At 64.1% G+C, this 13,886-nt stretch carries 12 protein-coding genes and 1 pseudogene; 8 read left to right on the top strand and 5 right to left on the bottom strand.

The window, feature by feature from the left end; translation table 11 throughout:
* The first annotated feature begins 100 nt into the window (after positions 1–100).
* Complete coding sequence (gene ppnN / locus ACW7GZ_RS01395) at positions 101–1,477, top strand: nucleotide 5'-monophosphate nucleosidase PpnN (RefSeq protein WP_457002831.1); 1,377 nt, start codon at positions 101–103, stop codon at positions 1,475–1,477.
* A gap of 1 nt (position 1,478) precedes the next feature.
* Here the strand turns inward: ppnN and ACW7GZ_RS01390 are convergent, their stop codons facing one another.
* Positions 1,479–2,519, bottom strand: a complete 1,041-nt coding sequence (locus tag ACW7GZ_RS01390; protein WP_457007443.1) for a sensor histidine kinase — start codon at positions 2,517–2,519, stop codon at positions 1,479–1,481.
* A gap of 113 nt (positions 2,520–2,632) precedes the next feature.
* Between ACW7GZ_RS01390 and ACW7GZ_RS01385 the strand changes: the two genes are divergently transcribed.
* From ACW7GZ_RS01385 to ACW7GZ_RS01360, 6 genes are read left to right on the top strand one after another with little or no spacing between them, the layout of a single operon-like run.
* Positions 2,633–3,250: a GspH/FimT family pseudopilin gene (locus tag ACW7GZ_RS01385; protein ID WP_457007441.1), complete on the top strand. Its 618-nt coding sequence runs from the start codon at positions 2,633–2,635 to the stop codon at positions 3,248–3,250.
* A 1-nt stretch (position 3,251) separates the two neighbouring features.
* Positions 3,252–3,725 carry a type IV pilus modification protein PilV gene (pilV, locus tag ACW7GZ_RS01380; protein ID WP_457007439.1) on the top strand — a complete coding sequence of 158 codons (474 nt, stop codon included), beginning with the start codon at positions 3,252–3,254 and terminating at the stop codon, positions 3,723–3,725.
* A gap of 2 nt (positions 3,726–3,727) precedes the next feature.
* On the top strand, positions 3,728–4,825 hold the full coding sequence (locus tag ACW7GZ_RS01375; protein WP_457007437.1) for a PilW family protein: 1,098 nt from the start codon (positions 3,728–3,730) through the stop codon (positions 4,823–4,825).
* A complete protein-coding gene (locus ACW7GZ_RS01370) occupies positions 4,822–5,349 on the top strand; it encodes a pilus assembly PilX family protein (RefSeq protein WP_457007435.1) in 528 nt (175 codons plus the stop codon). Before ACW7GZ_RS01375 ends, ACW7GZ_RS01370 begins: the two co-directional genes overlap by 4 nt.
* A gap of 11 nt (positions 5,350–5,360) precedes the next feature.
* Entirely contained in the window at positions 5,361–8,810 is a 3,450-nt protein-coding gene (locus ACW7GZ_RS01365) for a pilus assembly protein (protein ID WP_457007433.1), read from the top strand.
* Positions 8,807–9,238 (top strand): type IV pilin protein, encoded by a 432-nt coding sequence (locus tag ACW7GZ_RS01360; RefSeq protein ID WP_457007431.1) that lies wholly within the window; start codon positions 8,807–8,809, stop codon positions 9,236–9,238. Before ACW7GZ_RS01365 ends, ACW7GZ_RS01360 begins: the two co-directional genes overlap by 4 nt.
* Positions 9,239–9,263: 25 nt before the next feature.
* On the opposite strand, the gene ACW7GZ_RS01355 is transcribed toward ACW7GZ_RS01360, so the two are convergent.
* Complete coding sequence (locus ACW7GZ_RS01355) at positions 9,264–9,803, bottom strand: GspH/FimT family pseudopilin (protein ID WP_457007429.1); 540 nt, start codon at positions 9,801–9,803, stop codon at positions 9,264–9,266.
* 929 nt (positions 9,804–10,732) lie between these two features.
* Positions 10,733–12,421, bottom strand: a complete 1,689-nt coding sequence (locus ACW7GZ_RS01350; RefSeq protein ID WP_457007427.1) for an ABC1 kinase family protein — start codon at positions 12,419–12,421, stop codon at positions 10,733–10,735.
* 130 nt (positions 12,422–12,551) lie between these two features.
* Between ACW7GZ_RS01350 and ACW7GZ_RS01345 the strand changes: the two genes are divergently transcribed.
* Positions 12,552–13,130 carry a COG4315 family predicted lipoprotein gene (locus ACW7GZ_RS01345; RefSeq protein ID WP_457007426.1) on the top strand — a complete coding sequence of 193 codons (579 nt, stop codon included), beginning with the start codon at positions 12,552–12,554 and terminating at the stop codon, positions 13,128–13,130.
* Between the two features lie 34 nt (positions 13,131–13,164).
* On the opposite strand, the gene ACW7GZ_RS01340 is transcribed toward ACW7GZ_RS01345, so the two are convergent.
* Together ACW7GZ_RS01340 and ACW7GZ_RS01335 are read right to left on the bottom strand one after the other, a co-directional pair.
* On the bottom strand, positions 13,165–13,479 hold the full coding sequence (locus ACW7GZ_RS01340; protein WP_457007424.1) for a hypothetical protein: 315 nt from the start codon (positions 13,477–13,479) through the stop codon (positions 13,165–13,167).
* 217 nt (positions 13,480–13,696) lie between these two features.
* Positions 13,697–13,849, bottom strand: a pseudogene (locus tag ACW7GZ_RS01335) (transposase); the annotation flags it as partial.
* Positions 13,850–13,886: the final 37 nt, after the last annotated feature.

The following is a 13,886-nucleotide window of genomic DNA, read 5'->3' as shown; positions in this document are numbered from 1 at the left end:
GCCGGGGCATGCCCCGGCCGTTTCCTTTTTTGCGCTAGAGTCGACCACCGAAAACGACGACGACGACAAGAAGAAGAGAACACCGATGACCCAGGCAACAATGCCCGAAACCACCACGCTCCCCACCGTCGACGCCCGCATCTACCCGCGCGGCGGCCTGGACGTGCTCTCGCGCGAGGAAGTGGCCCGGCTCAAGGACGCCTCATCCGGCGGCCTGCACGACCTGCTGCGCCGCTGCGCGCTTGCCGTGCTCACAAGCGGCAGCGCCAACGACGACCCCCGCGCCGCGCAGGAGATGTACCCCGACTTCGACATCCAGGTGCTGCAGCAGGACCGCGGCCTGCGCATCGAGCTGGTGGCCGCGCCCGCCATGGCCTTCGTTGACGGCCAGATCATCCGCGGCGTGGCCGAACTGCTGTTCGCCACCGTGCGCGACCTTGCCTACATGGCGATCGAACTCGGCCCCGAGAACGCCGCCGACCTCGAATCGTCCGCCGGCATCACCGACGCCGTGTTCGGCCAGCTGCGCAACGCCCGCCTGCTGTATCCCGTGGAGCCCAAGCTGGTGGTGTGCTGGGGCGGACACTCCATCAACCGCGTCGAGTACGAGTACACCAAGCTGGTGGGCTACGAGCTCGGCCTGCGCGGCCTGGACATCTGCACCGGCTGCGGCCCCGGCGCCATGAAGGGCCCGATGAAGGGCGCCAACATCGCCCACGCCAAGCAGCGCCAGCGCCGCCCGCGCTACATCGGCATCACCGAGCCCGGCATCATCGCCGCCGAGTCGCCGAACCCGATCGTCAACCAGCTGGTGATCATGCCGGACATCGAGAAGCGCCTGGAGGCCTTCGTCCGCGTCGGCCACGGCATCATCGTGTTCCCCGGCGGCGTGGGCACCGCCGAGGAAATCCTGTACCTGCTGGGCCTGCTGCTGCGCGAAGAGAACGCCGAACTGCCGTTCCCGCTGATCCTGACCGGCCCGGTGGCGTCAGCGCCGTACTTCGAGCAGATCGACAAGTTCATCCGCCTGACGCTGGGCGACGCCGCGACCGAGCGCTACGAGATCATTGTTGGTGATCCGCAGGCAGTGGCCAGGCGCATGGCGGCGGGCGTGAAGCGCGTGCGCGAGGCGCGGATCGAGCACAAGGACTCGTTCTACTTCAACTGGGGCCTGGATATCCCGCTGCCGTTCCAGCAGCCGTTCGTGCCGACGCACGAGGCGATGGCGGGGCTGGACCTGCACCATGGGCGGAAGCCGCATGAGTTGGCGGCGGATTTGCGGCGCGCGTTCTCGGGGATCGTGGCGGGGAATGTGAAGGAAGACGGGATGCGCCGGATCGAGGCATTCGGGCCGTTCCAGATCCATGGCGACAAGGACATGATGGAGTCGCTGGATGCGCTGCTGCGAGCGTTCGTGGAGCAGCGGCGGATGAAGATCAGCGGGGAGTATCGGCCTTGTTATGAGGTGGTGACTTGACTCAGGTCGCGACAGGAGCAGCGGGTAGGCGGATAGTGGCGACGTAGCGCCCGTCCGCCGCGTCGGTGGACAGTGCACCGCGGCCGTCGGTCATGGCCTCGATGCGGCTGGCCACGGACGGCAGCCCCACGCCATGGCCCGGTGTGGGGGCGGTGACATCGGTGCGGTCCGGCAGGTCATTGCGCACCGTAACGTTGATCCATGTGTCATCGACGGTGACCAGGATGTCTATCCGCCCACCCTCCACGCGCCGCTCGATGCCGTGGCGGACGGCGTTCTCGGCCAGCGGCTGGATGGAGAGGGCAGGGACTTCGACTTCGGGCAACGCGGGTGGCAACTCCCATCGGACCGTCAATCGCTCCGCGAGCCTGAGCTGCTCGATCTCCAGATAACGGCGCACCAGCCCAACCTCCTCCTCCAAGCGTATGTGGCGCGGCCCGGCCAGCGCGGCACGGAACAAGTCCGACAGGTCGAGCAAGACCCGCTCGGCCTCCGCGGGGCGCTGGTGGACCAGGGCAATGGCGGTGTTGAGGCTGTTGAAGAGGAAGTGGGGGTGTGTGCGGGCCTGCAAGGATTCGAGTTCGGCGTGCTTGGCGCGGACGGCGGATCTCTGGGCCTGCCAGTGATTGTGCAGCGCTGCGAGGCCCAGCACGCCGACCGCGACCACGATCCCCGTGATCCGCAGCACGGGCCATAGCCAGAAGGCATCCGAAGCCCCAAGCACCGACGGTCCGAGCAGCATCCGCACGGAGCCGACCGCGATCCACGTCCATACCAGCAGACCCAGCAGGCCCAGGCAGGCCACGTGCAGCGGCCTGAGCCGTCGGACCCAGGCCCGCAGCCCATACAGAGAACCAAGTGTCAGCAGGATCACCCACTGGATCAGGAACGAAGCCAATCCGAACAGCACCAGCCTGTTGGCTTCGACTCCCGGCGACAGGGCCAGCACCAGCGCGAGGCATTCGCCGGCAAGGATCGACCAGACGATGGCGGGCGCCTGCCACAAGGTATCGATGGGGTGGCTGGATGCATCCCGGGTCATCGCGACATCATAGGGGCTGCCGCTGCCGTTCGGAGGTCCAGCGCGGCCACCCATCGGCCAATGGTGGCCCCCGTGCGTGGTTCTCCTTAGTCTGCATGTGACGAAAAGGAACGATGCAGGGGAGTGCATGTATGTCCGTGGTTGGATCCGCCCGGGATGCCGCTGCGCCGCGCCGACGGCCCGAACGTGGCTTCACGTTGATCGAACTGCTGGTGACCGTGGCCCTGCTGGCAATCCTGGCGGCCATGGCCGTGCCCAGCTTCACCACGCTGATCAACTCTAACCGGCTGTCAGGGGCGGCGAATGACATCGTTGCTGCACTCCAGGTCGCACGCATGGAAGCGATCCGTCGCGGCGAGAGCGTGGTCATTTGCCCGTCGACAAACGGCACAGGCTGCGGCGGCGCCGACTGGTCGCGGATGATCGTTTTCTCGGATCGAAATGGAAACCGGGCCGTTAATGCACCGCAGGATGTTGTGGTCCGGGACGTCACGCTTGCCGCATCTGGCATCCAGGTGCGTCCGAGCGCCAGGGTCAGCACGAACAACTGGATCCGGTTTTCTCCGGACGGGCTGGCAAGGATCGGAACGCACCGCAACGGTGCGATCAGCGTGTGCAGCACGCGCGTCCCCGCAGACAGGAACACGCGCGACGTCCGGATCGTGACCAGTCGCGTCTCGGTCAGCACCCGGAACGGAACGGCGGCCTGCAGCGCGCCATCGGATACCTGACATGACCAGGCAACGGACCACGATGCACAACCATTCTTCCAGCCGCGCCCATCGCGGCAGCTCCCTCCTTGAAGTCATGATCGCCGTCCTGGTGTTGGCCATCGGCATGTTGGGATTGGCGGCGCTGTCTACCGTGACGATCAAGAACAGCAACAGTGCGGCCGCGCGCTCACAGGCGATGATGCAGGTGTATTCGCTGTTCGACACCCTGCGGCTCGATCGTGCCCAGGCTACGGCTGGGGCCTTCAACGTGTCCGACTGGACCTGCGCCGCCGCCACCGACCCTGACTCGGGCGTCGACTACTCGGTGTTCAATGGCTGGCTCAGTCAGGTGCAGACCAGCTTGGGCGACCCGGCAGCCTGTGGGCGGATCGTCTGCGGCACCGCGTCCTGTACGGCGGGCATCCGGTGGGATGACAGCCGCGGCACCGAGGGAAATTCCGAGCACCAAGTCGTCAATACCAGCAGGCTTTGAAAATGAGCAAACATTTAGCATTCCAGCGCTTCGGCGCAGTGCGCCGCCAGGGAGGCGCGACGCTGATCGAACTGATGATCGCGCTTCTGCTGGGTCTGGTCGTGGTCGCTGCCGCCAGCGGCCTTTTCCTCACCAACAAGCGGGTGTATGCGTCCACCGAGACGCTGAATCGCATCCAGGAGAACAGTCGGGTCTCGTTCGAGATCATGTCGCGGGATATCCGCGAGGCGGGGGGGAATCCTTGCGGCGCAAACTCCACGATCGTGAACCAGTTGACGACAGGGGATAACGCTTGGTGGGAGCAGTACGGGGATGGCATCCGCGGATACGAGGCGGGAACGACGGCGCCCGGTACGGCGCGCGTGTCCGGAACGGATGCGATTGACATCCATCTCGGAGCTGGCGGCAACATCAGCGTGATCACGCACGACAACCCGAGTGCGAACCTGATAGTTACCGACGCTACCAGCATCTCCAACAACGACATGCTGATGGTCTGCAATACCGAACTCTCGATGATCTTCATCGCGACCGGTGTGAGCAGTGCGGGAGGTGCAGTCGGCATCCAGCACAACGGCGGCAACACCGGTACGGGGGCAGAAAACTGTGGCCAGGAATTTCAGTTCGTGCGGAACTGCAGCCCCGGTGCGAGTGGCGACAACGGGTACTGTTTCATCGTTCCACCCGGCAGTTCGTTGAACCCGAATTGCGACCGGCACAGAAGTGACCCCGCCCAGGTGGTGAAGATCCAGAGCTTCAGGTGGTACGTCGCAGAGAATGGCCGTGGAAGCCGCTCCCTCTATCGCGCGACTCTGGTCAACAAAACTGCCACCAACATTCCAACGGTTGCAGAGACCGCGGAGATCGCCGAAGGCATCGATGATCTCCAGCTGGAGTATCGGGATCCGGCCGCAGGTGCCTGGCAGTCGGCATCCGCCATCGGAGACTGGTCAGTTGTCAATGCAGTGAGGGTCACGTTCACGGCTCAGGGCACGAGCGGTGCCGTGGAGGGACGTTATCTTGAAGGCACGGACGGCAGTGTATTGAGTCGTGACACCACCCACGTGGTGGCGATCCGCAACCGGGAAGGCGTGTTGTGAGCGTCGTGCGTACCCAGCGTGGCGCCTCCCTGATCGTGGTATTGCTGCTTCTTCTGGTGGTGACCTTGCTCGGTCTGGCATCGATGCGCAGCACCCTCCTGCAGGAGCGCATGGCTGGCAATCTGATCGCCCGCGGCAACGCATTTCAGGTCGCCGAAGCTGTGCTTCGTGAGGCCGAGGGCCGGGCCACATCCAAGCCGACGCCGCCCAGTACTGGCTGCACCAATGGCGTCTGCGCGCGACACTGGCCCACGACCCAGCAGCCGCTGTCGCCATGGCAGGCGGCCAATTTCTGGGAAACGGGTGGCAGTGGTTTCAGCCTTGCGGAAGCGGAAATCAACGGAGTCCGTGCGCAGTATGTGATTGAGGACTATGGCAAGGGCGATAACAGCGCCTGCACAGCCTCCATCGACATGTCCGCGTCCGAATGCGAGGTGGAGACACAAATCTACCGGATCGTCGTGCGCAGCAAGGCCCAGGATGGGGCGGCCGTGCTGCTGCAATCACTGTACGAAGTGCCTTGAGGAAGATGCATATGAAGCGCAGCACTCCTAAAACTATCAAGGGACGCCGGTTGGCGGTCGTGATGGGGTTCCTGGTCGCTCTGGTTGGCGCAGAGACGGCGGCTGCACCGTTTCCGGAGTATCCGCTTCAGACGGGAACCGGGTCGATCCCGCCGAATATCATGTTCATCCTGGACGATTCGGGGTCCATGGCCTGGGACTTCATGCCAGGCGCATATGCGGGCGACAGGACTACGCTCAACAATCGCACCGATCCGCTGCAGATCGGCGCGCGTACAAGCGTGCACAACAAGCTCTATTACGATCCATCGGTGACCTACCGCCCCTGGATGCAGGCAAACGCCACGCGCCATAGCGGTGGCGAGACTGCAAGCAACGTCTATACGAACACCGCGACGTTGACGGGTGATAGCACTCTGGCTAATCGAAGCGAGGACGAGCGTACCTACTATGTCCCCAAGACCGCTGGCGTGAACGTGAATGACAGTTCGCAGTATTACCGCTTCCAGGTCCGGCAGGTCGGTGGATCCGGGGGGCTGCGCGTCGTGCGCAGCGAGTATCTGAGAGCGACCGGTGATAATCGCGGACTCGCCCAGGCAGGCTGCGATGCCACTTCGGTCGGCAACCTGGGTTGGCGGCAGTGCCAAGAGGTGACGCCGACCGCGACGCGCAATGCATCAGCCGAAATCGCAAACTTCGCGACATGGTACTCATACCATCGGACGCGATCCAAGGTCGCCAAGGCCGGAGCCGCGGAAGCGTTCGGTCAGCTCGGTGAGAATTTCCGCGTCGGCTATGACTCCATATGGAACAGGAATGGTTCAAGCAGCGTCACGGGAAACTTGCCTGCATTCCAGATCCCGGTTCAAGGCAACGACGAGGGGCTGTTCAAAGGTGCCAATCGCACCAGCTGGTTTGACTATATCTTTCGTGCCAATGCCAGTGGCGGTACTCCGCTGCATGGTGCCTTGCGTCGGACAGGGCAGTATTACGAGACCCAGACAGGGGCGTCCGGCGCTTGGGGGCCGCAGGCAGGAGATGCCCAGCTCAGTTGCCGCCAGAGCTACGCCATTTTGACGACTGATGGTTATTGGAATGACGACGACAACTTCGCGTCATCGGTCCGTCCGGGTGATGCCGACTCCACCGACGGAGTGGAGATCGTGTCGGCGGATGGGCAGACCAAGTACAGGTACAGGGCTGCGCGTCCGTTCAGGGACGACGTGGGGAATACGCTTGCTGACGTGGCGATGCATTACTGGAAGCGCGACCTGCGGACCAATCTTGCCAACAACGTCCCTTCATCGTCCGCGAACCCCGCTTTCTGGCAGCACATGTCTACGTTCGGGATTTCGATCGGACTGGAGGGTACACTGTCGCTGGACGACGTCCAACTGATCGAACAGGGATCGGAATCCTGGCCGAACCCCTGGCGGACAACCGGAAGCAATCAGGACAGCTGGTCCAACGAGTCGGCAAGGCGAATTGACGACCTGATGCATGCGGCGGTCAATGGTCACGGTAGCTTTGTTGCGGCCACCAATCCGCAAGAGTTCGCAGATGCGCTGAAGGATAGTCTTGCGATGATCTCCCGTCGGCGGTCGTCCGGCTCGAACGTGGCTTCGAACGGCCCTTCACTCAACAATGGGTCGCATCTGTTCCAAGCGACGTATACGTCAGGCGAATGGGCCGGTGACGTCGTGGGCATCAGCATCGTCGGTGGTGCCATCGCGAACATGCCATCTTGGAGCATGGCGGCGATTGCAAATGAGAATGCCGCTGCGTTTGCTTCGCGGCCTGTCTACACATGGGGTAGCAGCGGAGCAAAATTCCCCACGCCAGGGCAGGTCGGTGCTCTTGTTCGGAATGCCGGACTTCCGACGGAGGTGAGCGGGAACGCGAATGCGAACTATATCAAGGGAAGCCGTTCCGGAGAGGGAAGTTCGCCTTCAGCACTGAGGCGGCGCGTGTCACCTGTTGGTGACATAGTCAATTCCTCTCCGTTCTATGTTGCCGAGACGGATGACCTGTTCATCGGCGCGAACGACGGCATGCTTCATGCGGTGGATGCTTCCAATGGCACGACGCTGTTTTCGTACGTTCCTAAGGGGCTTAACTTCAACAATCTTGGGAGGCTGAGCAGTCAAGACTATACCCATCGTTTTTTTGTTGATGGGGGAATTGACGTCACCACGCGAGCGCAAGGCAAGAACAGGAATATCCTGGTCGCAAGCCTTGGGCGCGGCGGCAAGGGAGTGTTCGCGCTGGATGTGACGCAGACGGATCCCGCGCAGATCAGCAACAGCATCGTTCGCTGGGATCGTACGTTCCAGAAGAGTGGTGACACCGACTACGATGCCGATATGGGGCATGTCCTCGGGGCGCCGCTCGTACGGCAAGGAAACAATGGCAAGACCATCGCCATCGTGCCAAACGGCATCGATAGTGCGAACGGTCAGTCCGTGCTGTTCGTGTATGTGCTCAACGACAACGGCTCCCTGGACAGTACGATTCGGATTCCCACCAATACGGACGGCACTGCGGCGCAGCCCAACGGCCTGTCGGAGGCGCGTGCTGCCGATGTGAATGGCGACGGCAAAGCCGACTACATTTATGCCGGGGATCTTCACGGAAACCTGTGGAAGTTCGATATTAGCGATTCCAATACGAATAAGTGGGATGTCGCTTACAAGCAAGGCAACAGCGGGAGGCCGATCTTCCAGGCGACAGGGCCCTCGAGCATTTCGCAGCCGATTACGGCCGCCGTAGCGCTTGCGAAACACCCTGTCACGGGTCGCATCTTCGTGATGTTCGGAACGGGCAGTTACGTTACCAATGGAGACCTGACTTCTACTGGCGTACAGACGCTTTACTCGATCATCGACGAGGGCGCGTACCCGATCACCAAGACCCAGCTCCAGCACCGTACGATTCCGGTGACGGGCGTGGATTCGCTGGGCCGTGCCGCCAGAGCGTGGGAGCCCTACTCGGCGCTCGCCGACGGCAAGCGCGGCTGGTACGTCAATCTCGGCGTGCCTAGTCCGGCCTCCGATGGCGAAAGGGTGGTGACGGCGCCGTTCGTGAGGGGGCGGGCGCTCTGGTTCTCGAGCATCATCCCGATTCCCGGCGAGGGCTGTGATGCCGGCGGGACCGGTTACCTCAATGCGGTGGATGCCTTTACCGGGACCAATCCCCGAATGGAGGGTGGGAGCTCGGGGACGTTCATCGACGTCAACCAGGACGGTGTGGGGAATGACCGCATCGCAGGTCAAACGGGTACCGGTGAGGCTGGGTTCATCACTTCCGTCGACCTCGGCATTGGAATGCCTTCTCAGGGTATCGGCGTGGGTAACGCAATCTATGTGTGTGGCTCGGATGCGGAGTGCGGCAGGGCGCCCACGCCTCCCGGGTCCGGCGGGCCAGCCCGGTTGCAATGGCATGAAGTCGTGGCAGGGGAATGAAGCGCATGGACCGGAGGATGCGAGTTGCTGGCGGCTTCACGCTGATCGAGCTGATGGTGACCGTGGCGATCATCGCCATCCTGGCCGCCATCGCCTATCCGAGTTATACCAACCACGTGGTCAAGACCCGCCGTGGTGCGGCGGCCGCTTGCCTTATGGAGACGGCGCACTTCATGGAGCGACACCATACGACGGTACTGACCTACGTCGGCGCGGCGCCGCCAAACACCAACTGCATGGGTGAGCTTTCGGATTTCTATGAGATCCGGCTAGCGCCAGCGCCGGCGGTGACTGCTTCGACTTTCGCGGTCGAGGCAGCGCCGAAGGGGGTCCAGGAGACTCGCGACACGCGCTGTGGAACGCTCTCGATCAACCAGGCTGGAAGCAAGCGGGCATCGGGTTCGGCCGGCGCCGCCGGGTGCTGGTAGGACAGGACAGGTTGCATGGACCGGCTCAGCTGCCGGGGCAGGGTTGCCTTTCCGCCGGTCGGTCGGTTCGTGTCCGACCGGCGTTGTTGACGACGATGGTGGCCAGAAGATCCTGGCTGCTGTCCCGGGAGCAGAGATGCAGGCTGGCGTTGCTGCCCGATGCCCAGCCGTGGGGTAGATAGCGGATCCGCATGCGTCCCGCGGTGGACCGCAGGGCAAGGCTTCCCTTGATCGCGGCGGCGGCCTCGACGACCTGCGCCTGCGAAGCCGGTTGCTGGCTGCGCCCCGGATCGAGGAAGACGATCCAGCCCGCGGACCAGTCCCGTCCACCCGTGCATGAGGTCGCGTCGGTGCTGGGGCACAGCGTGACGGGATAGCCGCGACTGACGGCAAGACTTCGCGCGAGCGCGAGGCTGCTGGTGGTGGCATGCAGCGCCTGCAGCGCGTTGGCTCGCTGCCACGCACGGGCCATGCCGGGTGCCGCAATCGCCGCCAGGATTGCGGCGATCGCCAGTGTTGCCATGAGTTCGAGAAGCGTGAATCCCGCCGGGCGCATATTGTCCATGCGGGAAGACTAGGCGCCAGCCGCGTCGCACTCCCTAGGTGGATTGCACGGATTCTGTCAGTGCTGCACTTCCAGTCGCGACGGAAAACTGCGGGCCTCAGGCTCAGCGCACCACCTGTCCAGTTCCGGGCGCGCTTCGGAGGGGTGGACCGACCAGCCTTTTGTAGACACTCACTGGCCGCTCTGCGCGTAGCGCCGTTCAAACTCTACCGGTGAGACGTCGCCAGCTACATCCGTGGCTCCTGCAATCCCACGCGCCTGCACTCGGCGCTTGGCTACATGTCACCCGACGACTAAGGCCGGAAATGGCCGCTAAGCTTCAAAATTGATGGCTAACCGGTGAGCGCACCTTGCGGCGCCTGGAGCATAGCGGCCAGACCAGCACGGAGAACCTGGTCAACGCTGCCATTGCGCTTCGATGCGAGGAGCATCTTGCGGACCTGTTCCCTGTGCCAGCCGCGCGCACCATGGACGCATTGCTCCACCGGCAGCGCCGGGCGGCCGAGCCGCAGCAGCGCCAGCGCGCGCGGAGGGGCAGGCGCACATGAGGCTTGCGGACGGCGCACCGCTTGGCATCGCGCTTGCATTCGACGCCGCACGTCTGCGCTTGCCCGTCGGGGGCGCCTGGCGCTGGATCGGGGCATCGCACAGCTCGAATGGTCGCCCGACATCCTGGAACGCAGCCTCCAAATAGCCGCGCTCAGTATTCGAGCCGGCGACGGATGCCAGCGGAGACTGGTGGCTGGCGCCCGCGTATGACCTGACCTACGCGCTGGGCCCAGGCGGCGAGCATTATCTGGATATTGAAGGCGAAAGACGGGCGCCAACGCGCGCGCATGAGCGGGGTCAGCGTTGCCTCCAGCACGCTGATACGCAAAGCGCATGAGCGCGCGTGGGCAGACTTCTGCATGCCGCTGGAGCGGTTGGCGTCATGCCCTCGGACCACGCTCCTCCCGCACCTTCGGTCGTCTGTCACTGAACAGCACACTCAGCACAATTCCGAACCCCAACGCCGAAGCTAGCAGGAACATCCCCATCGCCACTGCCGGGTAGCCAAACAACGTAGGTCCGGCCACATCCCCACGCATCAGCATCGCACTCGCCAGGATGAGCGCAGCCACGATCACCCCCGCCGCCACCCGATTCGCGATCTTCTGCAGGTTCTCCGTCAGCCGCGACTCCTGCAGCCCCACCATCCGCACCTGCAGCTTGTTCTCCGACAGCAGCGACAGGATTGTCGACATCTTCCGCGGCGCTTCCTGCAGCAGGTTCTGCAGTTCGATCGCGTCGCCGGCCAGCCGTGCTGGTGAGAGCGCCTGGCGCACGCGCTGGCGCATCAGCACCTGCAGGTGGCCCTCCACCACGCGTTTGACGTCCAGCTCCGGCGTCAGCGCGTTGCACACGCCTTCAAGGTTCAGCAGGGTCTTGCCCAGCATGTGAAGTTCGGGAGGCGAGCGCAGTCCGCAGGCCACGCTCAGTCGCGCCAGCTCCATCATCAGCCGGCCTTCCGACAGCGCCTGCGAGCTGCCATGTGCCGCATAGCGCGCGACCAGGTGACTCACCTCGCGCACGTAGCGGACTTCGTCGAAGTCTTCGAGCAGGATCGACATCGCGATGGTCTCGTCCGCCACCTCTTCACCACGACCGTCGATCGCCGAGAACAGCAGCTTCAGCAGATGCTCGCGCTGCCTCGGCGGCACGTGCGCGACCATGCCGAGGTCGAAGATCGCGAGCCGCTCGTCCTCGGTCACCAGCATATTGCCGGGATGCGGGTCGGCGTGGATCTCGCCGTGCACGAAGACCTGGTCCAGATAGCCGCGCATCAGTGCGGCGGTGAGCGCTGCGTAGTCGTGCTCGGTGCGGCGAAGGCCGCTGAGTGCGGTGACCTTGGTGCCGCGGATCAGTTCCATGGTCAGCACGTGGCGGGTGCTCAGGTTGCGCAGCGGGGCGGGCACCAGGATTTCAGGGTAGTCGGCCAGGCGTTCGCGGAACCGTTCGAGGTTGTCGGCTTCAAGGTGGTAGTCGAGTTCGGCCAGCAGGGTCTTGCGGAATTCGTCGACCCAGTCGGAGAAGCGCAGGCGGCGTCCGATACGGGTGCTGGCATCGGCGCGGCGCGCGATGTTGGCAAGTGTGTCGAGGTCGGAGCGGATCTCGAGATCCACGCCCGGTCGCTGCACTTTCACGGCGACCTCGCGGCCGTCGTTGAGCACGGCACGGTGTACCTGCGCCAGTGAGGCGGAGCCCAGCGGCACGTCGTCGAACTCGCGGAACAGCTTGCCCAGGCGCACGCCCAGTTCGGCTTCGATCAGTTCGCGGATCGCAGCTGCGGGTACCGGCAGGACGTCATCCTGCATGCGTTCCAGTGCGACGAGATAGGGCGCAGGCACCATGTCCGGTCGGGTTGAAAGCGACTGGCCGATCTTGATGAATGTCGGCCCCAGGGCCTCAAGGTCGTCGACGAAGGCCTCCGGTCCGGTGGTGTCGTCGTTGGATGCCACCACCTCTGCGTCCAGATCGGCGATGTCCACGTCGGCACCTCCGAACAGGCCGGCACCGCGATGCTTCAACACGAACCGCAAGACCTGCGCGCTGCGCGCCATGCTGCTGTTTCCGGCCATGGGCCCCTCCTTGAATCGGGCCAAGGTAGCGGGAGCGATGTCAAGGTGGACTGAGGGCCGCAGCGGCCTGTTCACGCATCTCCTACGGACCGCGTTCTAGTGTCGACGCCTACCCCTTCGGAGGCACGCCATGAGCCGCTATACGATGATGCTTGCGCTGGGCGTCGGTGCCCTGGTCCTCGCGGGCTGCAACGATCGCAGCGACATGCGCACCGATGCGGGCGAGGCGCGAAGCGAGGCGGAGGACTGGCGCATGCCGCAGGAGTCGCTGCCTGCGGACCAAGGCCGTCCGAGCGGGACACCTGCGCCGATCCAGGGCTCCGGGATGCAGGAGGGCGCCGGCAACGCGAATGCCACCTTGGCGATGTCCGGCTCGCCGTCCTCGCACTTGGTGGATGGCGCTGGCAGTGCGGTCTATGTGCTGGCCGGCAATACCGATGGCAGCAAGTGCGACGCGGTCTGCGAGGAGGTCTGGCCGCCGGTGATGGCGCACGACCTGCAGCCCTCGGGGGGCGCCGGCGTGGAGTCGGCGCGGATTGGCACCCTTGAGCGCGAAGGCCGCATCCATGTGACCTATGGTGGCGAGCCGCTGTACCGCTATTCGGGCGATGCCGGTGCGGACCGCACGAGCGGTGCCGGTGTTGATGACCAGTGGGGAAAATGGTCGCTGGTGGGCCTCGACGGCCAGGCGTTGCCCGATCCTCAGTAGGGCGCAGCATCAGTCGTGCAAGCGCGTCATCAGTTCAATCGCCTGCATCGTTCTTGTCCGGCCCTTCCTTGCCGCTCCAGCGTTCGCTGCGTTCGTCGCGGTCATCCGTGCGCCATCGGCTGCGGTCCGAAGCCTCACGCTCGGCGGGCGACTGCCGGTCCACGTGTTCGCCTGCGGCCCGGCCGGCATGGTCGCCGCGCCCGGGGCCACGCTCCGCGTAGCCGCTGTGGTCCTGGTCCTGGTCGAGGCTCCGGGTCGCGTCCTGATGCGTCTCCGGCTGGACATCCGCATCGGCATCGGTTCGGGCGCGGTTGCGCACGTCTTGCGCATCTTCGGGTCGTGTGGGCATGTCGTATCTCCTGCGTCTGGCGAAGTTATCGTGCGCCCGGGTAGGCGACGTGAAACCTCAGCGTTTGGCTTCGACGTCCGCGGATGTGCGCCTTCGCGAGATGCGCATTCAGGCGGTGCTTGGCGGAGTCATCAATGTGATTTTCGGTGAAGGAATTGTCGACACCGGATGGACGGGTAGCCGGGAACCAAGCGGGTCGGGCAAAGAAAAAGGTTCTTCACGGATTACCGGGGAAGGCGGCCTTGATCTTCAGGAAGAAGTAGTCGTGGTTGCGGTAGCCGTAGGCCATGCGCTTGATGACCTTGATCTTGTTGTTGATGCCTTCCAGCTGGCCGGTGTGCATCGGCCAGCGCACGCGGCTGAGGATCCCGCAATGGTTCTGGTTAGCCTGACCATTACGATGATTC

This window comes from Luteimonas sp. A537, from assembly GCF_054052065.1.
This window is presented reverse-complemented; position numbering and strand designations above follow the sequence as displayed.